At 40.5% G+C, this 24,499-nt stretch carries 18 protein-coding genes, 1 rRNA gene and 1 other annotated feature; of the genes, 16 read left to right on the forward strand and 3 right to left on the reverse strand.

The genetic code is table 11. The features are described from left to right. Positions 1-63: 63 nt before the first annotated feature. Together H5S41_RS10865 and H5S41_RS10870 are read right to left on the reverse strand one after the other, a co-directional pair. On the reverse strand, positions 64-1,329 hold the full coding sequence (locus tag H5S41_RS10865) for an MFS transporter (RefSeq protein ID WP_182603323.1): 1,266 nt from the start codon (positions 1,327-1,329) through the stop codon (positions 64-66). 5 nt (positions 1,330-1,334) lie between these two features. Beyond that, complete coding sequence (locus H5S41_RS10870; protein ID WP_182603324.1) at positions 1,335-2,756, reverse strand: glycoside hydrolase family 32 protein; 1,422 nt, start codon at positions 2,754-2,756, stop codon at positions 1,335-1,337. Positions 2,757-2,932: 176 nt separating this feature from the next. Then, positions 2,933-3,176 (forward strand) — a binding site (T-box leader). A 50-nt stretch (positions 3,177-3,226) separates the two neighbouring features. Between H5S41_RS10870 and mmuM the strand changes: the two genes are divergently transcribed. The 9 genes from mmuM (at position 3,227) to H5S41_RS10915 (ending at position 15,476) form a co-directional block, all read left to right on the forward strand. After that, entirely contained in the window at positions 3,227-4,159 is a 933-nt protein-coding gene (gene mmuM / locus H5S41_RS10875; RefSeq protein ID WP_182603325.1) for a homocysteine S-methyltransferase, read from the forward strand. Continuing rightward, positions 4,152-5,555 carry an amino acid permease gene (locus tag H5S41_RS10880; protein ID WP_182603326.1) on the forward strand — a complete coding sequence of 468 codons (1,404 nt, stop codon included), beginning with the start codon at positions 4,152-4,154 and terminating at the stop codon, positions 5,553-5,555. Before mmuM ends, H5S41_RS10880 begins: the two co-directional genes overlap by 8 nt. Positions 5,556-5,634: 79 nt before the next feature. Next, complete coding sequence (locus tag H5S41_RS10885) at positions 5,635-5,892, forward strand: hypothetical protein (RefSeq protein ID WP_153710877.1); 258 nt, start codon at positions 5,635-5,637, stop codon at positions 5,890-5,892. Positions 5,893-6,034: 142 nt separating this feature from the next. After that, on the forward strand, positions 6,035-6,811 hold the full coding sequence (locus H5S41_RS10890; protein ID WP_182598298.1) for a tyrosine-protein phosphatase: 777 nt from the start codon (positions 6,035-6,037) through the stop codon (positions 6,809-6,811). A 122-nt stretch (positions 6,812-6,933) separates the two neighbouring features. Further along, entirely contained in the window at positions 6,934-7,836 is a 903-nt protein-coding gene (locus H5S41_RS10895; protein WP_182603327.1) for a GH25 family lysozyme, read from the forward strand. Between the two features lie 115 nt (positions 7,837-7,951). After that, positions 7,952-9,070, forward strand: a complete 1,119-nt coding sequence (locus H5S41_RS10900; protein ID WP_182603328.1) for an exonuclease SbcCD subunit D — start codon at positions 7,952-7,954, stop codon at positions 9,068-9,070. After that, entirely contained in the window at positions 9,071-12,175 is a 3,105-nt protein-coding gene (locus H5S41_RS10905; protein WP_182603329.1) for an AAA family ATPase, read from the forward strand. Between the two features lie 213 nt (positions 12,176-12,388). Next, positions 12,389-12,937: a cysteine hydrolase family protein gene (locus H5S41_RS10910; RefSeq protein WP_182603330.1), complete on the forward strand. Its 549-nt coding sequence runs from the start codon at positions 12,389-12,391 to the stop codon at positions 12,935-12,937. 283 nt (positions 12,938-13,220) lie between these two features. Beyond that, entirely contained in the window at positions 13,221-15,476 is a 2,256-nt protein-coding gene (locus H5S41_RS10915) for a 5'-nucleotidase C-terminal domain-containing protein (protein WP_182603331.1), read from the forward strand. Positions 15,477-15,692: 216 nt separating this feature from the next. Here the strand turns inward: H5S41_RS10915 and H5S41_RS10920 are convergent, their stop codons facing one another. Next, positions 15,693-16,394, reverse strand: a complete 702-nt coding sequence (locus H5S41_RS10920; RefSeq protein ID WP_182603332.1) for a glucosamine-6-phosphate deaminase — start codon at positions 16,392-16,394, stop codon at positions 15,693-15,695. Positions 16,395-16,603: 209 nt separating this feature from the next. Here H5S41_RS10920 and H5S41_RS10925 point away from each other — a divergent pair, with 209 nt between their 5' ends. The 7 genes from H5S41_RS10925 (at position 16,604) to H5S41_RS10955 (ending at position 24,438) form a co-directional block, all read left to right on the forward strand. Next, complete coding sequence (locus H5S41_RS10925; protein ID WP_182603333.1) at positions 16,604-17,035, forward strand: hypothetical protein; 432 nt, start codon at positions 16,604-16,606, stop codon at positions 17,033-17,035. 82 nt (positions 17,036-17,117) lie between these two features. After that, positions 17,118-17,954 carry a histidine phosphatase family protein gene (locus tag H5S41_RS10930; RefSeq protein ID WP_182598287.1) on the forward strand — a complete coding sequence of 279 codons (837 nt, stop codon included), beginning with the start codon at positions 17,118-17,120 and terminating at the stop codon, positions 17,952-17,954. A 141-nt stretch (positions 17,955-18,095) separates the two neighbouring features. Beyond that, a complete protein-coding gene (locus H5S41_RS10935) occupies positions 18,096-19,445 on the forward strand; it encodes an isochorismate synthase (protein WP_231833052.1) in 1,350 nt (449 codons plus the stop codon). After that, positions 19,424-21,118, forward strand: coding sequence for a 2-succinyl-5-enolpyruvyl-6-hydroxy-3-cyclohexene-1-carboxylic-acid synthase (gene menD / locus H5S41_RS10940; RefSeq protein ID WP_182603334.1), 1,695 nt, complete (start codon positions 19,424-19,426; stop codon positions 21,116-21,118). The genes H5S41_RS10935 and menD overlap by 22 nt, the downstream gene beginning before the upstream one ends. Beyond that, on the forward strand, positions 21,105-21,911 hold the full coding sequence (gene menH / locus H5S41_RS10945) for a 2-succinyl-6-hydroxy-2,4-cyclohexadiene-1-carboxylate synthase (protein WP_182603335.1): 807 nt from the start codon (positions 21,105-21,107) through the stop codon (positions 21,909-21,911). Before menD ends, menH begins: the two co-directional genes overlap by 14 nt. Positions 21,912-21,976: 65 nt before the next feature. After that, positions 21,977-22,465, forward strand: a complete 489-nt coding sequence (locus tag H5S41_RS10950; protein ID WP_182603336.1) for a lipocalin/fatty acid-binding family protein — start codon at positions 21,977-21,979, stop codon at positions 22,463-22,465. A gap of 398 nt (positions 22,466-22,863) precedes the next feature. Continuing rightward, positions 22,864-24,438 (forward strand): 16S ribosomal RNA (locus tag H5S41_RS10955). Positions 24,439-24,499: the final 61 nt, after the last annotated feature.

A 24,499-nucleotide genomic window follows, 5' to 3' on the forward strand; every position in this document is an offset into this window, starting at 1 on the left:
AAGGTTAGCATGAACGCAGGCCTTAGGGGGTATTTGTGTAATGACTATTTAATTGACTTAATATTAATCACGATCTAATGGCTGACCATTAACGTCTTGATTATCCTTCTTTAAGATAAAGGTTGCGTAAATTCCGGCAATAGCAACGATCCCAGAAATTACAAGGAAAGTATGACTATAATCGATATGATCACGAAGGTCGCCAAGTGGGGTTGAGAAGATGATCTGACCAACTTGAGCGGCGATTTGGTAGCCGACCATGTAAAGAGTAGCGGAAACTTTTGTATCAAAGTGAAGGGTGAAGTAGCGGAAAAGCCCAAGAGCGAATAGGGCCGTTTCAGGAGCATGAAGTAGTTTAATCAACGAAACGCCAAACGGGTTAGTAACTAGACCGCATCCCCCAATCCGAACAACCATGATGATAATTCCTAAGAGCAGTGTTTTTCGTACACCAACTTTTTTCATTACCCATGGTACGCAGGCCATCATAATTGCTTCAAGAAAGACTTCGGCTGAGTTCAAAATACCATACATTTGCTGACCAGCAGCTTTAGTAGCAAAAAACTGGGTAAAGAATTGCGGGAACATTTGTTGGTCGAAAACGGTGTAGAATGTCCAACTAAGAATAATATAAATTACGATTTGCCAGAGTGCTTTCATCTTGAAAACAGATAAGATTTCCTTAAATGATGGTCCTGTTTTTTCTTTTTCATTTTCTTCTTTATCGACATATTTTGCTAATACTTCTGGATGCCGTGCGGGCTTATCAAACAATAGGATTAGCAATAATACCGTCGCAATTGCGGATGAAGACCAGAAAACAAGATTAGGGTTGACCGTGAAAAGGAACCCGGCAGCGAGGGCAGCAACGGCATATCCGAATGACCCCCATGCTCGTGCTTGACCGTACTCAAAACCATACCGCCGACTAAATCGCTCAGTCAGGGCCTCAAAAGTTGGTGAAGCAGCAAGAAAGGCAAATGAAAGGTATAGTGAACCGAGAATTGTCCCTAGGTAAAAATGGCTATGGAGTAACGGGGCGTAAACCCATGAGAAGAAGGGACCGAGCAGCATTTGCAAGATTGCACAGATAATTAATAGGGTCCGTTTAATACCTAATTTGTCTTGAATTGCACCATAGACGAACATTAAGACAAGGGTAACAGCGGAATTGAACGAGTAAATGGTTCCAACTTCGGCTCCAGAAAAGCCAAGTGTATTTGTAAGCCAAATTTGGAAGAATGACCACCAAATTCCCCAGCCGGTAAAGAAGAGGAGGATGATTAACGAACTAGAACGGTAAAAAGGGTTCTTAAATAAATTTTGCATAATAGCTATCCTTTCAATGAATATACAGTAACATTAACTGGTAATGAATGATTGCTTACTAAGTGCGGAGTGACCTTTTCAGTGGTGTAGTAACGTTCTGAAAAGGTAGCAGCACCATTATTGATGAAGAATTCGGCTGAACTTGTATCCACAAAAATCCTAAGATCTAATTGGTCGACTTGACCGATTTGCGCATAGCGGTTAGTAGCCTGTCCATGTTGATGGACGGTTAGTTCGCCACTTGCCTTGGTGTAGGTTAAAGAAATTAAATTGTGGCGACCATCTGATAATTGCCAGGTGAATTCATCATTTTCGTTCGTCACCGGGACAACAACGTGCCATTCAGTATGTTGCGGATCAGTGATTGCTAATGATTGGTCACCGTTAATTAGCTGTGCGGAATTAAGCAGTTGTCCATTCCTTAGTAGCTTAACTTCTTTAGCAGGAATTGCACCAAGCTGGTTATCTTTGAGGACAAGTTCTCGCGGAAGGGTTAACGCCCCGGCCCAACCATCAGCTTGTTCAGGCATTGGTTGATCAAATGAGCTAAACCACCCAAATTGAATTTGGCGCCCGTCAGGAGTTAAGAATGACTGCGCAGCATAGAAATTATGGCCGCTATCTAATTCATTAAAGCTGCCATGTTCAAAAGTTGCCGTTTGGTAGTTAAGCTGGCCGATAAACACCCCGTTTTGACTTAGGTTAAGGTATTTATGACCGCTTGCTTTAATTCCCATTGGTGAACAGGCAATTATGTCCCGACCATTTATCCTAAAGAAATCAGGACATTCCCACATAAAACCTTCTGTATCTTCACCGGTTGATTTAGCAATAATCCCACGGTAGTCCCAGTGTAAAAGATCTGCAGATTGGTAAAGTAAAATCCGTCCACGGTTATCATCTTTGCTCCGACTGCCTAAAACTAAGTAATATTGACCATCAAATTCCCACACCTTTGGATCGCGAAAGTCCTGACTATTGTCCTCAGGAGCTTCGATTACTGGATTACCATTATATTTAGTAAAGTTAATTCCATCATCACTATAGGCAATATTTTGGTTCTCCCAGAAGTGGTCTTGGTCACCATCGTCATAGTAGTGGTGTCCAGTGTAAATAAGGAAAAGGCGGTTGTCCTTTACAATAGCTGATCCAGAAAAGCATCCCCCAGTATCCTCGGCATCTCCTGGAACAAGTGCGACTGGAAGCTGTTCCCAATGGACTAAATCTTTGCTGCGTACGTGTCCCCAATGCATTGGTCCCCATTGTGAAGAATAGGGGTGGAATTGATAGAAGACATGATAATAGCCTTTGTAGTAGCAAAGACCGTTTGGATCATTGAGCCAGCCGCCGTTTGTTTGAATATGGAATGATTCCCGGTAGCGGGTGTTACTGACTTTAATTATTCTTGTTTGATCGATATCTTTCATGAAGTAACAGCTCCTCTTTCTTGAAAACGATTACAAGGAGAATTTTAATTACTTGACTATCAATTGTCAAGCGTTTATCAAATTTTACTAAGGTTATTTGGCAAAAATTAAAATTCCATTAAAAACATCTTGACGAATTTGATCAATCACAGTATACTAATCTCAAATTTATATGAGAATTAGCTGAGATCGAATGATTAACTAATGATAAAATTTACAGAGAACTGTAACTGGTGAAATGCAGTATTTTTAAAATTAGCGAAGATGGTTCGTGAGCGATTGATCGGTGAATGATTAGCAGATCACGGTGTTGCTACCGTTAACATAGCTCCAAATTTATCATTATGATATGTTTGTTTGAGTGCAGGAAATTTTCTATGTCCTGAATTAAGGGTGGTACCGCGAATAGTCGTCCCTTGAAAAGATTAAGTTCTTTTCAAGGGACTTTTTTAGTTATTGGAGGGAATATCATGACAAAAATTACTGAAGAACTAACAAAGCCATTATTAATTGATGGTGCAATGTCAACAGCCTTAGAGCAGCTGGGGGCAGATACCAATAATCCGCTCTGGACAGCTAGTGTACTCGCAAAACAGCCAGAATTAGTAAAAGCGGTTCATCGAGAATATTTCACGGCAGGTGCACGATTAGCGATTACGGATACATATCAAGCTAATATTCCCGCATTTATTAACAATGGTTATTCCGAACGCCAGGCTCACCAATTAATTCGGCGGGCAGTTGCTTTAGCTAAGGAAGCTCGTGACGAATATCAGCAGGTAAAGGGAATTTATAATTATGTTGCGGGAGCACTTGGTCCATATGGTGCTTATCTAGCAGATGGAAGTGAATATACGGGTACCTATCACCTTAGTACCGCGGAATATCAGCAGTTCCACCGTCCGCGGTTAACCGATATTTTAAGTGTTGGGGTTGATGCAATCGCAATTGAAACGCAGCCCCGTCTTGATGAAGTACTGGCAGAACTAGAACTTATCAACGAATTAGCACCAACAATACCGTGTTATGTCAGTTTTTCTTTAAGAAATCACACTAGCTTGCCAGATGAAACACCATTATCGATTGCTGCTCGGACAGTTGCAAAATATTCAAATGTTTTTGCAATTGGCATTAACTGTGTCCCGTTGGAGGAAGTTGCACCAGCTGTTGCGACAATCCACCATGCTACAGATAAAGCAGTTATTGCTTATCCAAATTCAAGTGCTAAGTATAACCCGGTGACTAAAACATGGTCTTACCCGCACGGCCGTCGTCATTTTACCAGTTACCTCCCGCAATGGTTGGCAGCCGGTTTAACAATTGTGGGCGGGTGTTGTACGACTACTCCTCATGATATTGCCGCATTACATGAATACCTGAAAGGGGTGAACGATAATGACTAAGAAAACGCATTTAGCACGGGAAATGAGTGCTCGGCATATTCAAATGATTGCGTTAGGGGGAGTGATTGGAACAGGCCTTTTTCTTAGTTCGGGCTATACCATTCATCAAGCTGGTCCGCTAGGAACAGTCATTGCTTACTTGATTGGGGCATTAATTGTTTATGCGGTAATGTTATGTTTAGGTGAATTAAGTGTTGCAATGCCTTATACAGGGGCGTTTCATGTTTATGCGAAAAAACTTATTGGCCCTGCTACCGGTTTTACGGTGGCGATTCTTTATTGGTTAACATGGACGATTGCGATGGGGTCCGAATTTACTGCGGCGGGGTTAATCATGAAGCGGTGGTTTCCTCATGTTCCTGTTTGGTGGTGGAGTTTACTATTTATTATCATCATCCTTTTATCGAACATTTTCACTGTCAAAGCATTTGCAGAAAGTGAATTCTGGCTTGCGGTGATCAAGGTATTGGCAATTTGTTCTTTTATCTTACTTGGTGCCCTCGCAATTATCGGAATCATCCCTGTTCATGGTTATCAACATGCTCCCTTATTAACAAATTTTACAAAGGATGGGTTATTTCCAAGCGGCTTTAGCGGATTATTTATGACAATGCTGACAGTTAACTTCGCTTTTTCTGGGACTGAGCTGATCGCTATTACCGCTGGTGAAACTAAGCAGCCAGAAAAGACACTGCCCGCGGCAATTCATACAACTTTATGGCGGCTGATAATCTTCTTTGTCGGTAGCATGATTGTAATGGCTTCGTTGATCCCTTATCAAAAAGCTGGTGTGACGCAAAGTCCGTTTGTATATGTTTTTAGTCAAATGGGAATCCCATATGCTGCGGATTTGATGAATTTTGTAGTCCTAACTGCGATTATTTCTGCTGCTAATTCAGGGTTATATGCATCAACACGGATGCTGTGGTCATTAGCAAATGAGGGGACAATCCCTTCAGTAATTGCTAAAACTAATAAACGTGGCATCCCGGTTTTAGCCCTTTTATTAAGTATGCTTGGCGGTGTATTGGCATTGCTTTCCAGTATCTATGCTGCTGGAACAGTTTATTTAGTTCTTGTCTCTGTTTCCGGATTAGCCGTTGTGTTCGTTTGGATTGCAATTTCTTTGTGTGAGTTAATATTCCGTCGGCGCTTTATTGCAGCTGGTCATCAGGTGAGCGAATTAAAATATCAGACGCCTTGGTATCCGATAGTTCCATGGTTTGCGTTTATTGCTAGCAGTCTTTCATGCATTTTAATTTGGTTCGATCCGCAACAACGGATTGCATTATATTGTACGGTTCCTTTTGTACTTGCTTGCTATGCCGCCTACTATCTACAAGTACTTTGGCGAAAATATATCGCAAAGAAAAAAGTTTCAGCGGTTGTTAAATAGATGTAAAAAAGTTGTAATTAAAAAGGCTGTGACATGTAGTAAAATGTACGAGAATAATTTTTTAGTTAGGGAATATAAAATGCATTCACTATTTTTACTACAGTTGATTCAAGCAGTCTTAGTAGCAATCCAATTAGTAATGATCTTCTCAGCTAATAAAGTTAAACGAGAATGGTTAACGGTTGGACAGCTATGCATCGCAATCGTAATCTTAGCCGATCTTTTTTCGGAATTGCTTTTCTTCAGATATACAACTGTCTTAACGGGATTCGTACTATTCCTTCAGTTGTTCTTATTGCCGATGTTTTGGAAACAACTGAAAGCTTTTGAGGAATAGGATAATAGGAAAATACCATGTAAGACCAATCAATGTTCTGCACTGATTGGTTTTTTTGTGAAGTTTTATCCTAAGTATCTATAAAATCCCTTTTCAACTTGCTATACTTAAGTTAATAACATGAGAAAAAGGGATGAGGATAATGGTAATGGTCGATTTGCATTGTCATCTTTTACCGGGGATTGATGATGGATCAAAAAACATGAATATTTCATTGCGGTTGGCAAAAGAGGCAACAGAAAACGGGGTAACACATGCCCTTTTAACGCCGCACCATATGAATGGTCACTATGTAAATCATAAACAAGACGTTCTTCAACGAACAAAAGAATTTCAAGCAGAGTTAGAAAAGAATAATATTCCACTGACTGTCTTTCCCGGTCAAGAGGTGCGGATTAACGGACAATTGATGGACGCCCTTGATAATGATGATATCTTATTCGCAGACGAAAGCGGCAAGTATATGATGCTTGAATTTCCGGATAATGATGTTCCGCATTACACCAATCAGATGATTTTTAACCTTCAGCAACGTGGTATTACCCCTGTTGTCGTTCACCCAGAACGTAATACGAAGATCATGGCCGAACCGGATTTACTATACCAAATGCTGGAAAAGGGATGCCTTTCACAAATTACAGCAAGCTCTTATGTCGGAACATTTGGTAAAAAAGTTGAAAAATTCAGTAAAAATCTAATCGCAGCCGGTCAGGGATATGTTTTTGCGTCTGATGCACATGATTTGCCTGGTCGAAAATATGAGATGCGGCAAGCCTTTGAAAAGCTAGCTCATGAGTTTAGTAAGGATATGGCCCAGGAATACCAAGATAACGCTCGTGCGATTATTAATGGTGATGAGGTTGCACGGCACCAAATTAACAAAATCCAACAACGAAAAAAACTATTCGGCTTATTTTAAGCGGATTAGCAAAAGACTGGCTTGCTATATTTGCCAGCTACTGTGGTTATTACATCTTACCTATAAAATAGTAAAGGGACTGATCAAATTTCAGTCTCTTTTCTTGAAAGAAGGATTAGTTGATGGCATTATATTTTACGGATGTTTTTTCGGGAAGTGCAGATTGGATCGTAACGGACCCACATGCGCAGGGAACGATTGTTAAAGTATCTCAAGGAACAGGCTACCTAAACCCAAAGTATCAGTACCAATATTCGTTAGCGAAGAATGCTGGGCGGCTTTTAGGACTGTATCACTATGCAGGCGGCGGTAACCCAATCGCAGAAGCAAATTATTTCTTATCGCATATCCAAGATAAACTTGGTCAAGCAGTACTGGCGATTGACTGGGAACAGTACCAAAACGCTGCTTGGGGTGATACGACTTGGGTTCGCCGGTTTGTTGATGAAGTACATCGTCAAACCGGAATTTGGCCATTGATTTATGTCCAGGAATCAGCTATTTGGCAGGTTGCAGATTGCGTCAATGATTGTGGATTATGGGTAGCAAAGTATCCTTCCATGAATTGGCACTCATGGGAGGTTCCGGCAATGACTGTTAATACTAGTCCTTGGCAAACATATACTCTTTGGCAATTTGCTGGTGACAACGAAGACCGTTCTATTGCGACTGTTGACCGTGAAGGGTGGTATCGGCTTGCAAATCCGACAGGTCAAACCAGTGTTAATTTATCACCATCCGAAAGTGATCCTTCAGTATGGACAGATTCGCTAGGGGATGTATGGCACCGTGAAAATGGCCGCTTTATAACGAATCGCGTTCTTGATTTACGATGGGGTGCTCTCCCAACATCTTCTGTAATTGCAACGTTACCAGTTGGTACGGTGATTGATTATGATGCTTGGTCACGGCACAACGGCTATGTTTGGTTACGGCAGCCACGCACCGATGGTCAATATGGCTATCTTCCTTGCCGAAATGCTGATGATAACGAAGCATTTGGTAAATTTGAACCGCTTAATTAATAATGGTAAGTCTCTATCGTCTAATATTTTTGATGATAGGGGCTATTTCTGTTAGTGCATTTAAGGACTTTTTACGTATATATAATATTAGGAACATTATTTTCTGGAGGAGCTTATGCGTTTTTTACATACTGCTGATTGGCATATCGGCAAAACCCTAAATGATTTTAGTTTACTTAATGACCAGTTGGCGACTTTTAAGCAAATTGAGCAGATTGCTAAGGCTGAACATGTTGATGCAATGGTGATCGCTGGAGATTTATATGACCGGAGTATTCCTAATGAGGCCGCGGTGAAACTATTGAACCAGATGCTTCAAAAGCTGAACTTGGTTGATCGTTTACCAATTCTTGCTATTAGCGGTAACCACGATTCTGCTGCACGGCTTAGTACGGGGACTGATTGGTTTGCCTACCAGTCATTTTTCCTCAATACTAATCTTGCGCGTGCTTTTACGCCAATTACGATCAAGGATACACAGTTTTTCTTATTACCATTTTTTGGAATTCAAGAAGTACGGAACTATTTTAATGATGATAAGATAAAAAATGTTAATGACGCAATGCAGCGGATTACTGCAGAAATGGTTAAATCCTTTGCGCCTGACAAACACCATGTATTAGTTGCTCATTTCTTTGCGGCTGGCAGTAAGCGAACTGCTGATTCTGAGACTTTGATTGAGGTTGGTGGATTGAGTGCAGTAACGACTGATGTTTTATCACCCTTTGATTATGTTGCACTTGGCCATCTTCATAATAAGAATGCCTTAAATGAAGAGAAAATTAAATATAGCGGCTCGCCAATGAAGTTTTCTGTCTCTGAGGCGAACCAGGAAAAGGGTGTGTGGTTAGTTGATACTGCCCCGTTTTGTGTTAAGTGGATTCCACTAACGCCTGTTCACGACATTCATCTTTTAAAAGCAAGCTTTGACGAGCTTATTACGACCGCTGATCGAAAGCCGCGAGATGATTTTTATGATATTGAACTAACAAATCATGACCGAATTCCTGATGTCTTGAATAAACTTCGTGAATATTATCCTAAGATTGTTAGTTTGCATCGTACCCACCAAGCACAAAAAGTACAGCTTAATTTGAGCAAAAAACGTGCGCAAGAATCACCATTAGACCTGCTTGCGGATTTCTATTCACAAACGATGGGGAATGAGATGACGAGTCAACAAAGAAAATGGGCAGAGGATGCTTTGACAACGGTTATGAAAGAGGAGAACTAAATGCGACCTTTAACGATTGAATTAAAATATTTTGGCCCCTATGAGCATCAGCTGATTGATTTTACTCAATTTAAGGACCAATCTCTGTTTTTGGTAGCAGGAAATACCGGTGCTGGTAAGACAACTATTTTTGATGCAATGTGTTATGCGCTTTTTGGACAGACAACTAATGACCGTGATCGTTCTGCTGCTGCGCTTCGTTCAGATTTTGCTCCCACCGATCAAGAAACGATGGTAAAGTTTACTTTTGAACATCAAGGCCATGAATATCAAGTTATGCGGCGCCCTAAGCAGGTTCTTGAAGGCCGAAAGGGAAATCTAATTGAACATAACCAGGCTGTTGACCTGATTTATCCGCTTGAAGATAGTCATCCCCGTGAGATCACTAAAATTAAGGAAGCTGATCGATTTATTACTGAATTGCTGAATCTTACCCGTGATCAATTTAAGCAGATTGTCCTGTTACCCCAAGGAAAGTTTCGCCAATTTCTTGATTCAGACAGCAATACTAAAGAAACACTTCTTCGGGACCTATTTAATACCTCGCGTTACGAACGATTAGCCCAACAGCTAAAGGATGATTTGCGTGAACAAAAGAAAACATTAAACACCCAAGAGACAAAATTACAGTCGCTAAAAGAAACCGTTACAGAAATTGATTCACAATTAACAACAACGGATTGGTTAAGCGCAGCTAATGACCATCTGGCGAATCTGAAAGCTAATTTAGCTGACTTAAAGGATGAAGAAGTTCGACAGCAAAAGACCATTAGTGCACTAGATGCTAAATTGCATGCTCAGCAAGAATTACAGAAAAATATTGAAGCGTTGACAGAAGTTCGAAAAACATTGACTGCTCTTAAGTCACAACGAGCTGAAATTGATACGAAAAAACATAAAGCTGCAACGATTGAGTGGTACCAAAAGCATCAAACAGACTATCAACGGTGGGTAGATGGCAAGACCCGTCTTTGCAATTTAAATGGTGAAGAAATACGTTTACAAAAAAAGCAGCATACTCAACAGCAAAAACAAGTACAAATTAAAGCAGAGTTAAATGATGCTAACGCAAAGCATAAAGAAGTAGACCAACTGCAAGCACAGTTAACTGATTTAACAGGGAAATTGCCGTTATTTAAGGAACGCGACGAGTTAACGAGTGATGTTAGCGAATTAGAAGCGAAATTAACAAAGCAAAGGACCCAGCAGCAAAATTACAAACGAGGGATTGAAAAGATCCAACAGCAGCTAACGGACTTGGCTACTAACTTAAGAGAACATGATGGCCTTAATGATGAACAAATTAGGCTGACAAAACAACAAGGCGAACATGAAAAGTTGACTACTGAAGCACTTAATCTTGAGCAACTGATGACTAACCTGACTGCTGAAAAACAACGCCGCCGTAAACTGCGCGACCAGGTTAAGAGGGCGCAAAAGGTTGCAGGAGATGATCAGACTAGATTAGCAGAATTAAATGATCAGTTTGCCCGTCATCAAATTGCACTGCTAGCACAAAAGCTAAAGCTTAATACCCCATGCCCAATTTGCGGCTCCCTTGATCACCCTCATCCGGCAAGGCTAAAAGGCGACGATGATATCCTTGTTACTGAAGAAGAGGTAACAATTGCCTCTAAACAGGCACAGCAAAGCCAAAGTACCCTTGTTCGTCTCGAAGAACAAGAAAAACAGGCGGTCCAAAGCATCGATAATTTAATGACGCAAGTAGGGACAGCGAAAAATAATGTTATCCGCTTAATGAAACTTGATGAATTACCGGCTGACTGGCAAGAGCAAATTGCTGAACGCACTCAGCAGTTGAAGCAATTGGAATTAAAGCTAAATCAAACGGCACAGCAAATCAAAATTTGGCAACAAGAACAGGTTGATTTTCAACATGACCTAACACTACAGCAAGACCGACTAAAGCAGGTTGAAGATAAGGTTAACCAGCTTAATCAACAACTAATTGCTAAGAAGACGCTTTTATCAGAAAAAGAACAATCACTCCCAGATGAATTTTCAACAAAGCAAGCTGTTACAAAACAAATAACCACCTATAAAAATAAAATTGATGAGTTTAATCATCATTTAGAATCACTGCAAAAACTACAGCAAGAAAATGATCAAGCACTTGCGGTTACCCATAGCCAGCTTCAACAAGTCCAAAATGACATTACTTCTCAACAAGCCCAACAGACTGGTTTACGTGAAAAGCTGACAGCATTGCTAAAGCAGTATGATCCTCAAGCCACCTGGGACTTTTGGCAAGAAACCGCTGAGCAATTGCCCTTATTAGAAAGTTTACGGGCTAAAATTACAGCGTACGAAAATCAAGTTCGTGATGAGCAGCGGCAAGAAAAACAGTTAACAGAATTAGTAAAAGATCAACCGTTGCCAAATCTTAAAGAAACACAAACGTTACTTACTGACGCGCAAGCAAAAGCAAGCCAGCAACAGCAAGCTATTGGGAAGCTAACTGCTAATTATCAGCAACTGGTAAAAGCTAACCGCCAAATCAATAACTTAATTAATCAAACAGGCAAACTTAATCAGGCAATTAATGAATTACAAACTCTTACTGACGTTGTGACTGGTAATACAGAAAATCATGTTAGCTTGGAGCGGTACGTCCTTCAAGCATACTTCCAAGACGTTTTAATGACCGCTAACGTTCAACTTGACCGTTTAACTAATGGCCGCTATCAATTCGAACTGGCAACTGAGAGTCAAGGTGCTGGTGCCAAATGGAGCGGACTTGAAGTCAACGTTTATGATGATAATGCGGGGAGAACGCGGAGTGCCCGGACGCTTTCGGGTGGAGAAAGTTTCATGGCTTCTCTTGCATTAGCCCTTGCTCTTTGCCAGATTATCCAAGAGCAAAGCGGAGGAATTGAGATTGATGCTTTATTTATTGACGAAGGATTCGGCTCGCTAGACCAGCAGGCCCTTGATGATGCTCTACATGCTCTTCAAGAGTTAGAAGGTCGGCGGATGATTGGAATTATTAGTCATGTAACTGAATTAGAAAATCAGATTCCGAATCAATTACTTGTCCAGTCGCATAATGGACGTAGTAGCGTTACCTACCAGCATGAATTTTAACTTTATTTAACAGAAAAAATGCAAACATCAGAAATTTACGTATATATAAATATAGGGAGGTTGATTTGCGGAACGTAGATTATTCATTTCACGACTCCTTAAAAATTCCCACTTTATCCGCAAATCTAATATCTTTCCTATTATTTGAGGTTGAGCGCAGGTTCAGCCTCTTTTTTGGTATACTTTAAGAAAATAAAAAAGAAGGTCTGTGTTATGCCTAAAGCATTATTAATTATTGACTATACTAACGATTTTGTTGCCGACAATGGAGCGCTTACATGTGGGAAGCCAGCCCAAGCGATTGATGAGTATCTGGTTTCATTAGCAGAGCAATATTATCAAAATGGTGATTATATTATCTTCCCAACGGATGGTCATCACCGTCATGATCCATTTCATCCTGAGTCTAAGCTTTTTCCGCCGCATAATATCATCGGAACGCCAGGAAGAAGTCTTTATGGAAAGGTAAGTGACTGGTATCAGGCACATAAGGATAGTAACCGTGTCTATCAGTTTGCTAAAAATCGGTACTCATCTTTTCAAAATACCAATTTGGATAATTACCTTCGTGAACGCAAAATTACGGACCTATGCATTAGTGGCGTCTGTACGGACATTTGTGTTCTTCACACCGCAATCGCTGCTTATAATTTAGACTACCAAATTACGATTCCTAAGCGCGGCGTGGCAACATTTACGCCTAATGGAACCGAATGGGCTTTCAGTCACTTTAAAAATAGTCTTGGTGCAAAAATTATTTAAGATTTTTTAGTGCAAAAGTTGTTTTTTCACGTATATATATTTATAGAGGCTTAGGAAGTCATTTTATAATCTCCAACTTCGTATCATTATCTTCCACATGTTAACTAAGCCTTTGTCTGACTGGTGATTTATCACTAGTCTTTTTTACTTTAAAAAGTTAATTTAACAAAAATGTATACCCTTACAAAAAATGGAAAATATTGCTGAAATAAAGTCACACTCATGCTAAAATGAAAAAGAATTTTTAAGCTGCTTTCCATTGTATGTTTGCGGAGGAATTTTTATGAAAAATAATGGTTCAAAATATTGCTTATTATTGGGAACTGCACTATTAGGAGTATATATCCAGGCTAGTAGTGCCCATGCCGATACGGTGAATGCGACAGATAATGGCAAAACTGCGTCCGGTAACGTGACTCCAATGGTTCAAACTAATAAGGATGAGGCAAGTACCCCTCAGACTACTACTGATTGGTCCGATCCGGCAAAATATCAAAATGATATACCCGTCCAGATTTTAGGAATTAATGACTTGCACGGGGGATTAGAAACAACCGGCTCAGCAACGATTGGAGATAAGACCTATTCGAATGCCGGAACAGTCGCGCGGTTAGCTGGTAACCTTGATGCAGCTCAAGCAAGTTTTAAAGCGGCTAATCCATCGGGAACTACTATTCGGGTTGAAGCTGGTGATATGGTTGGTGCTTCACCAGCTAATTCCGCTCTTCTTCAAGATGAATCAACAATGCACGCCTTAGATGCAATGCACTTTGAAGTCGGTACTTTGGGAAACCACGAATTCGATGAAGGCCTTCCTGAGTATATGCGGATTGTTAATGGTGGCGAACCGACGAAGCAATACAATGAAGCAGAAATGGCATATCCACATGTAAAAACAGGGATTAATATTATTACCGCCAACGTTGTAAATAAGTCTGATGGTCAAATTCCATTTGGAATGCAGCCATATCTAATTAAGGAAATTCATACTAGTGACGGCAAAGTTGCACGGATTGGTTTTATTGGAATCGAAACGACTTCATTGCCAATTTTAACGTTATACGATAACTATAAAGATTATGACGTTTTAGATGAAGCAACCACTATTGCCAAATATGATCGAATTTTACGCAAAAAAGGTGTTAATGCAATTGTTGTCCTTGCTCACACTGGGGTTGCAACTGATAAAGACGGTAATACCCAGGGTGATGCAGTCAAGATTATCAAAGACCTTTACAAAATTGACCCCGATAATTCGGTTGACCTCTATGTTGCTGGTCACTCTCATCAATATGCTAATGCAACCGTTGGAAGTGTAAAGCTGGTCCAAGCTATTTATACTGGGAAAGCTTACGATGATATCATTGGTTACATTGATCCAACGACTAATGACTTTGCTCCAGACAGTCTTGTATCACATGTCTTCCCTGTGCTATCAGAAAAAGATGCTCCTAATATCAAAACAGATGCTAATGTTACTGCAATTGTGGAAGATGCGAATAACCGTGTTGCGCCAATTATAAATAAGAAGATTGGTGAAGCAGCTACAACAGGTGATATTCTTGGAAGATTACATAATACACCGACCCGTGAGAATGCAGCAGGTGAATTGGTTGTTGATGGACAATTGTATGCTGCTCATAAAGTTGGCTTACCAGCTGACTTTGCAATGACAAATACTGGTGGTGTCCGAGCTGACCTTCATGTTAATGATGATCGGTCGATTTCTTGGGGAAGTGCTCAGGCGGTTCAGCCATTTGGTAATATTTTACGGGTAGTCGCAATGACCGGTGCCCAAATCGTTGATGCCCTCAATCAACAATATGATGAAGATCAAGCCTATTATTTACAAGTAGCAGGTCTTCACTACACCTATACTGACCAAGATGATCCTAACCAGCCTTATAAAGTTGTCAAGGTTTATGATCAACACAATCAACCGCTTGATATGAAGAAAACTTATAATGTTGTTATTAACGATTTCCTTGCTGGTGGCGGAGATGGTTTCTCAGCTTTTAAGGGGACAAAGGTTATTGGAATTGTTGGTCAAGATACGGACGCGTTTATTAATTATATTACCGATATGACAAATGCTGGTAAGCCGATCGCCGCACCGATAATGAACCGTAAGATTTACTTAACTGCGGAACAATTAGCAAACTATGATGCACAAACGCAAACGGGTAAAGAGCAAAGTTCGCAAAATACTTCTGATTCTCAAAATAGCGAAAATCAGTCAAACGGACATTCAGCTCAGCCAACAACACCAACAGTAGTCTTACCAACAACAGCTGGTCAGCCAGCTCAAGTTATTTCACTAAATACACATTCCGAGTATCAGGCAACGGTTCCTACTAATAATCAATTAGTTGATTTAACACCGGCCCAAACCAATGCTCAATCACAGCCGAATGCTGCTCATCAAGCATTGTTGCCTCAAACTGGTGATGATGAAGACATCGCTCTCCTTCTTTTAGGAAGTTCTTTAATGACCGCTGCTGGGTTGACCATAATTGATCGTAAACGTAAACGCGCATAATTGCTTAAAACGGACTAAACTAAAGTCCATATCATAGAAAGAAGCTAGAGGCTGAGAAAAGAACATGCTTTTCCAGTTTCTAGCTTCTTTATTTCCGACTATCCTATAGCGGATGAATTAAGTTTAGCCGAATACCGAGGTGTTGCTGCACTAGATCAATCTGATGTAAAGGCTATCGCAGCCACAATGACCTTACAAAAAAGTGCCTAATTTTATTTATAATTTTTGCGCTGCTTGTTGATCGACAAGAATTGTTACATTGGGATGCCGTTGTAGTACTGACGCGGGGACAGCTGTCGTTATTTTTCCATTAACTGTTGCAGCAATTGCATCAGCCTTTTGCTCGCCGAATGCTAATAAGATGATATGCTTGGCTTTCATGATTGAGCCGATTCCCATTGTATATGCAGCGTGAGGAACATCATTGCTTGAAGTAAAGAAACGAGAATTTGCTTTTATGGTTGCGGATGTTAGGCGAACTTTATGAGTTTGAATATCAAATGGGGTACCCGGTTCATTAAAACCAATATGACCATTATTGCCGATTCCTAAAATCTGGGTATCAATCGGATGAGCTGTCAAAATCTGGTTATAGTGGGTTGTTACATAATCCGCGTCAAGGTTACTGCCATCGGGGATAAAGCTCTTCGCAAACGGTTTTTGGCTGAAAAGATGCTGTTGCATGAAAAAATGATAACTTTGGGGATCAGTTGGCTTAATCCCCACATACTCATCTAGGTTGATTGAAATAAGGTGGGAACAATCTAGTGAACTTGAGACTATTTGATCATATAGCCCCACTGGCGAACTACCGGTAGCAAGCCCCAAAACTTTAGCTCCGTTATTTATATCGGCTAAAAGTAAATCAAATGCTTTTTTACTTGCTTCTTCTTTATTTTTCATTACGAGAATATTCATGGATGATCACCTCGGAATCATTGTAATGCTTTTCTGCTGAAATAAAAGGGACATTGATAAATTTAATATTAGCCATATAATTAATTTTGCAGCGGAACGTTCTATTATTTACAGATGAGAAAGCGAGTAATATTGAAATGATCAAGAAGTTTTTAATTAGTTTGATATTACCTATAATGGTTACCTTTATAGGAGCGCCAGTTCATGCAATGAAGCAGTCTGAGTTAAATGGGAAGGTATATATCGTCACGTATCTTAACGCTAGTGCATTACGTACCTCTTACCAGTATATGTTTTTTACCTCGAATGGTAAGGCAGCGGTTGTGCCTGTATTTAATGTTGATGAAAATGGTCGGCCATTAGTAGCTGCTGATGCGACTGATGCACAGAAAAAAGCGCCAGCAAGGATTAAGCATCTCCTGAATGATCGTCAATACTTAAGGAAGCAAGCAAAAAGCAGACCGGTGCAGATAAGTGGAAAGCAGGTAAAAATTAGTAGCAATGGAATGAAAGAAAAATCAGTTGGTCATCTTACTGCGGATAGTCGTACAGAAGATTTTACTGTGGAATATTCGGGGAATCAGCAAAAATATACGAGTGTTCAATTCAAGCAAGCTCCTGCAATGTACCAGTATAAGTGAAAAATGACATTGAATGCGTTTACAAAAATGTGTAAAATAAAGATACTGCTGAAATAATCTGATAAGAATTGGGGAAAGTTTAATGAAATTCAAAAAATTAACAGTGATGTGTGCTGTTTTATCAGGTTTACTATTAGGAAGTTCTGCCATGGCGGTTGTTCCCGCTACTACTTATGCAGCATCTAGTGATAAGCAGGTAACGATCTACCTTACGCGTCATGGTGAGACAACTGGTAACGTCATGCAACGGGTACAAGGATCAAGTGATTTTCCATTGACCAAAAATGGAATTACTGTTGCTAATGATTTGGGGTATGGATTAAAAGGAATTAAATTTAAACATGCTTATACAGGTAATTTGACTCGTCAAGAAGTTACAGCTCAACAAGCATTAAAATATTCTGCTAATCCAAATACTAAGATAACAACAACGCCGCTATTGCGAGAAGGCGGGTACGGTAGTTTTGAAGGTGACAGCATTGACGCTGATAACCAAAAGATTGCCAATGTTTACGGCTATCAGGACGGTAAGCAATTCCAACAAGCAACTGGAAAAGATTATTGGAATAAGCTTCAAGATGCCTACCACAAACTTGATATGGATAACTCGCAAAATACAAAGTTAGCTAAGAGTGATCGGGCAGAGAGTTCAGCACAAGTGCAAAAGCGGATGAACACTGAACTGCTTCGTATTGCAAAGACAACCCAAAAACAGGGTGGCGGGAATGTCTTAGTTGTTAGTTCTGGTATGTCAATTAATGAGTACCTTTCAACTATTTCTAAAAAATATGATGGCAAGCCAATGCAAAATGCGGCTGTAACTAAACTTGTATACAAAAATGGCAAGCTCCATGTTGATGGCCCGATTGGCACTCTTCATTATGTAAATAAGGGAAAGAAAATAGCAGCAAATAAGTAAAATAATTTAAATTTCAGCAGTAAAATTTTTAGCTATTATTATTTTATTAGGCGCTTCGATTATTATTTCGAGGTGCCTTTTTATGTGGTAATAATTTGTTATACTAAACAGGGTTATCTTGAAAGAATCGAGGAAAATAAAGTGGAAATTCGATTAACTTCTGATCAACAGACGATAAAAGAAAATAAATATGTCACATATTCTTACTCGCTTAAGGTTGATATTATGAAAGTATTAACTAAATTAGGCAGTCAGGAAGAGTATGCTTTTTGGCGGTCTGCTGATAAGAAACACACATTTTTAGGTATCAGCCCTCTTTTATGCTTAAAAGGGCAAAATATGGACGAAATAAAGAATTTCCAAGATAATTTTTGCCACCAATATATAAACTTGACACCTAATATTACAAGTCAGCCCGTTCTACTTGGCGGTTTTGCATTTGATTATGATGGAAAAAGAGAACAATTCTGGCAAGAGTTGGAAACAGGATATTTTATTCTTCCGCAAATTTTATTTAGCGAAAATAAAGAGCAGAGTTATGTTACCTTAATAACTACTACCGATGGGGATGTTGAGCAACGGTTAAATATATTAATGAACCAGGCAAATAATTTAATTGTTGCTGATTCAGTGGCTGAGCAACAGGCCCCTACTGTTACTATTGAGGAATTAGAAGTACCAAAATGGATTGACCTTGTTAACGAAAGCATTGGGGCGATCAAGGATAATAAAATGAAAAAAGTGGTTTTAGACAGGCAGCTAGCAGTATCCACCAAAGCTTCATTTAATCCTGTATTAATCCTCCAACGCCTTGCAAAGCATCAACCCAACACCTATCAATTTTTATTGAAAGGGAAAACAAGGGCATTTGTTGGAGCAACCCCCGAAAGACTACTAAGGGCAGATAATGAAACTTTTAAGACTGCCAGTGTTGCCGGCTCTATTTCACGAGGAAAAACGCTCGCAGAAGATCAATATCTTGGGCAGGTGTTATTAAACGATCATAAAAATGAGGCTGAACATCAATTAGTAGTTGATCGAATTACCGCTATTATGGGTAAGTTTACTAATAATTTGAAAGTTGGAGAGCGCCAATTACTAAAGAACCATGATATTCAACATATATACCATCCCTTTAGCGGTGAACGAAAAAGAGGAGTCAGTATGCTTGACGTATTGCAGGAACTTCATCCAACACCTGCACTAGGCGGCGAACCACGGGAAGCAGCTATGACATGGCTAGCTAAAAAGTCAATTAGGGGACGCGGACTCTATGGCGGTCCAGTTGGCTGGTTAGGCCTAGGGGATGACCAGGGTGAATTTGCAGTTGGTCTGCGGTCAGGAGTATTTAGTGCTGATAAAGGATTGTTGTATGCTGGGTGTGGGATTGTAGCCGAATCACAAGCTGAAAAAGAGAAAAATGAAACTCGATTGAAGTTTCAGCCAATGTTAAGAGGGGTATCTGACAAATGGATTATCAAGAAGCTTTAACAAAATATTTACTATCATTTATAGCAGGATTAAAGCAAGGGGGCATAAGTAGAGCGGTAATAAGCTCGGGATCACGCTCGACACCTTTATCATTGCTTGTGAACCGCGACCCTGATATTCAATCGTTTATTGACATCGATGAACGTTCGGCGGGCTTCTTTGCTTTAGGAATTGCAAAGGGTTCTAATAAGCCGGTAGCGTTGATATGTACTTCGGGAAGTGCGGCGGCGAACTACTATCCTGCCATTTGTGAAGCAGAGGCAACTAACATTCCATTGGTAGTATTAACAACTGATCGCCCAGCAGAATTACAAGGGGTTGGTGCACCGCAGGCAATGAACCAGGTTGGCTTATATGCAAGTCACGTTAAGGCAGCTTGTGAACTTTTATTGCCTGAGTCCTCGACCACGATGATGAATTACAGCCGGTGGCAAGGATTTACAATGACTTGTCGAGCACAGAATAATCCGCAAGGCCCCGTTCATATTAATATCCCGCTTCGGGAGCCCCTTTTACCAGATTTAACATTAAATACACCCTCTTTTGAAGGGGCAAAAGTAATCAAAAGTAATCGAGAAGCTGAATTGCAACCATTAGCACCTTTATTTGCACAAAAAGGGTTGATTATTGTTGGCGAGGAACGGACTCCTGCAGAAGCTGGTCAATTGTTAAAACTAGCTGAAAAACTCAATTGGCCAATTATCGGGGACCCATTAACCAATTTAGCAACGGATGTTAAACAGTCTCCTAATTTCTTGCATCAGGCAGATTTGATCTTTCGCGAGCAAGTACCAACTCCACAGGCTATTTTACGCTTTGGCCGGATGCCAGTAACTAAACCAGTGGTACAATGGCTGGCTAAACACGATGATGTAACAACAATTTTGATAGAAGACGGTATTCAATTCAGAGACCAATTGAAGCGGGCAAATTATGTCCTCGACATGAGTGTTGCAGATTTCTTCCGAAGTTTTAATCAGCTTTCATTTAATCCGGTAAAAGAGGACTGGTTGCTAGAGTGGCAACAACGCCAACGCTTAGCTGAGGATATATTGCTGGCTAACAAAGGTTTAGCATCGTTTAATCATTCTAGTATTGTAAAAAAGCTGGTTAGTGTACTCAAAAAGCAAAACCTGTTTGTTGCTAATAGTAATGCCATTCGTTTAGTGGACCGTTTGACATTACCTGCATCGAATGATATTCGTATTTTTGGCAATCGCGGAGTCAATGGTATCGATGGATTAAATTCAACAGCCGCTGGGATAGCGGTGGGTACAGGAAGACCCATAACATTATTAATTGGGGATCTTGCATTTTTCCATGATTTAACCGGGATTGAAATGTTTCGTCGTTATAAATTACCGGTAACAGTTATTTTGTTGAATAATAATGGCGGAGGAATCTTTTCGTTCTTACCACAGCATCAATTGCCTACCCAGGACTTTTCAACGATTTTTAGGACACCGCAAGATTTGAATTTTAAATATATCGCTGATTTTTATGATTTTGATTATGCTTGTCCTAGTGATATTTCTTCATTTGTTCATCATTTAAATCGTTCAGGTCAGCAAATTATAGAAGTAAATGATACTCAAGAATCTCCAGTTGAAGTATGGCGCAGTTTGACTCGTGAATATCATAATAGGAGCGGATATTTAGATGAACGAAATTAATTATTATTACCGGTGGTTAAATGTTCCCGACTACGAGCGGCCAACGATAGTTTGTTTGCATGGCTTTACTGGGACTGGTCAGACATTTGCAGGCCTCTTTAATGATAGTAAATATAACTTTTTATTAGTCGATTTGATTGGACATGGAAAATCTAGTGTTTATGTTCATCCCGCATATTATCAAATGGATAATGTTATCGATGCCTTAAAAGAGTTGATGGTCAAACTTAAAATTAAAAATTATTATGTTTTAGGCTATTCAATGGGCGGTCGCGTAGCTATTGCGTGGGCGATTAATGATATAAATGTTAAGGGATTAATATTAGAAAGTACCCGCCCTGGGATTGCAGATGAAGACGCGCGTAAAGAACGAAGACTAAAGGATAACCAGTTAGCGGCAAGAATCTTGACCCATCCATTAACAAATTTTGTTGACTATTGGGAAAAGATTCCGTTGTTTACCAGTCAGCAGGGGTTGCCGCAAGAAGTTCGAAAAAGTGTCCGTGAACAACGGTTAAATCAGAAAGCATATGGACTTGCAATGAGCTTAATGATGATGGGAACTGGGCAACAAGAAAATTACTGGGATCAATTGCCACACCAAATCCCTATTTTATTAATAGTCGGAGAATTAGATAAAAAATTTAAGAAAATTGCATATAAAATGTGTCAAAAAGCAAGGCAGATAGATTTACGAATCCTTCCGGGCGGACATTGCGTTCATTTAGAGAGCCCGGAGCAATTTGAAAAAACGGTATTAGAGTGGTTAAAAAGAAATTGTGCTAAAAGATAATATTTTTTAATCCATGGTATAGTAAAGAAAAGATATTTATTAATTTTGGAAATCTTGAGGTAAAAATGAAGAAGCATATTAAGAATAAAAAGAGTCATCATGTTGGATTAATTTTATTTTTGGTGATACTAATAGGATTATTATGTGTCCTTGGGTTTAACTATAGGCAATTTGCAAGTAAGCAGTTAAATCCAGTCCAAACATCTGTCGTCAGAAAAACATCTTCCTCATCAGAAGATTCACCCCAGATTATTGGAAGTTTTCGTGATGATAAAGATGGCGCAGCAATTGTTTTTAATGAGAACGGAACAGGACGATATGTCTATGCAGATAAAGAGAATCCAAATACTGATGATACGTTGACATGGCGCAAGCAAGGAAATAAGTACCTAATCACCTTAAAAGATAATGATGTTACAAGTCCGTTAACGGGAACCCTAGATGATGATAAACTAATCGTTAGTGGTACAGGAGGTTGGAATACTGAAGAATTTCAACGAACAGACAAGAATTTAAATTTAGATCAATTTTTGAATGAAATGAGCAAGAAATAAAAAATAGAAAAACCTTGCAAAAGTATTTTTATTTCCGTATAATATTTAACTGTTGTCAGAAGTTGATGAGTTTGAAAGTTACTTAAAAGGTAAAAACAATTGTTGACATCTGATTGACAACATGATATACTAACAAAGTTGCTGATTGAGTTATCGATCAGAAGGGATTGAAAATTAATTAAAATTTCTTCTTGACAAGTTAAATTAATATATGATATAATAAATATGTTGATTGACTGCTTGGTTAGTTAACTGGTAGACCTTTGAAAACTGAACAAAGTTTCGACGAATCAAATGTGTAGGGTCTTCAATCACGATGTGATTTGAAGMAAAACATTTGCGAAGTCAATTCGCTTAATAATAACGATAATTAAGAGCTATTCAAGTTCTGATATATTTTATATGAGAGTTTGATCCTGGCTCAGGATGAACGCCGGCGGTGTGCCTAATACATGCAAGTCGTACGCACTGGCCCAACTGATTGATGGTGCTTGCACCGGATTGACGATGGATTACCAGTGAGTGGCGGACGGGTGAGTAACACGTGGGTAACCTGCCCCGGAGCGGGGGATAACATTTGGAAACAGATGCTAATACCGCATAACAACGAAAACCACATGGTTTTCGTTTCAAAGATGGCTTATGCTATCACTCTGGGATGGACCCGCGGTGCATTAGCTAGTTGGTAAGGTAACGGCTTACCAAGGCGATGATGCATAGCCGAGTTGAGAGACTGATCGGCCACAATGGAACTGAGACACGGTCCATACTCCTACGGGAGGCAGCAGTAGGGAATCTTCCACAATGGGCGCAAGCCTGATGGAGCAACACCGCGTGAGTGAAGAAGGGTTTCGGCTCGTAAAGCTCTGTTGTTGGAGAAGAACGTATCTGAGAGTAACTGTTCAGGTAGTGACGGTATCCAACCAGAAAGTCACGGCTAACTACGTGCCAGCAGCCGCGGTAATACGTAGGTGGCAAGCGTTATCCGGATTTATTGGGCGTAAAGCGAGCGCAGGCGGTTGCTTAGGTCTGATGTGAAAGCCTTCGGCTTAACCGAAGAAGTGCATCGGAAACCGGGCGACTTGAGTGCAGAAGAGGACAGTGGAACTCCATGTGTAGCGGTGGAATGCGTAGATATATGGAAGAACACCAGTGGCGAAGGCGGCTGTCTGGTCTGCAACTGACGCTGAGGCTCGAAAGCATGGGTAGCGAACAGGATTAGATACCCTGGTAGTCCATGCCGTAAACGATGAGTGCTAGGTGTTGGAGGGTTTCCGCCCTTCAGTGCCGGAGCTAACGCATTAAGCACTCCGCCTGGGGAGTACGACCGCAAGGTTGAAACTCAAAGGAATTGACGGGGGCCCGCACAAGCGGTGGAGCATGTGGTTTAATTCGAAGCTACGCGAAGAACCTTACCAGGTCTTGACATCTTGCGCTAACCTTAGAGATAAGGCGTTCCCTTCGGGGACGCAATGACAGGTGGTGCATGGTCGTCGTCAGCTCGTGTCGTGAGATGTTGGGTTAAGTCCCGCAACGAGCGCAACCCTTGTTACTAGTTGCCAGCATTAAGTTGGGCACTCTAGTGAGACTGCCGGTGACAAACCGGAGGAAGGTGGGGACGACGTCAGATCATCATGCCCCTTATGACCTGGGCTACACACGTGCTACAATGGACGGTACAACGAGTTGCGAACTCGCGAGGGCAAGCTAATCTCTTAAAGCCGTTCTCAGTTCGGACTGTAGGCTGCAACTCGCCTACACGAAGTCGGAATCGCTAGTAATCGCGGATCAGCATGCCGCGGTGAATACGTTCCCGGGCCTTGTACACACCGCCCGTCACACCATGGGAGTTTGTAACGCCCAAAGTCGGTGGCCTAACCATTTGGAGGGAGCCGCCTAAGGCGGGACAGATGACTGGGGTGAAGTCGTAACAAGGTAGCCGTAGGAGAACCTGCGGCTGGATCACCTCCTTTCTAAGGAATAAAACGGAACCTACACAACGGAGAAACTTTGTTTAGTTTTGAGGGGTTTACC

Origin of the sequence: Limosilactobacillus albertensis, assembly GCF_014145555.1 — a bacterium.
GTDB classification, from domain to species: Bacteria; Bacillota; Bacilli; order Lactobacillales; family Lactobacillaceae; genus Limosilactobacillus; species Limosilactobacillus albertensis.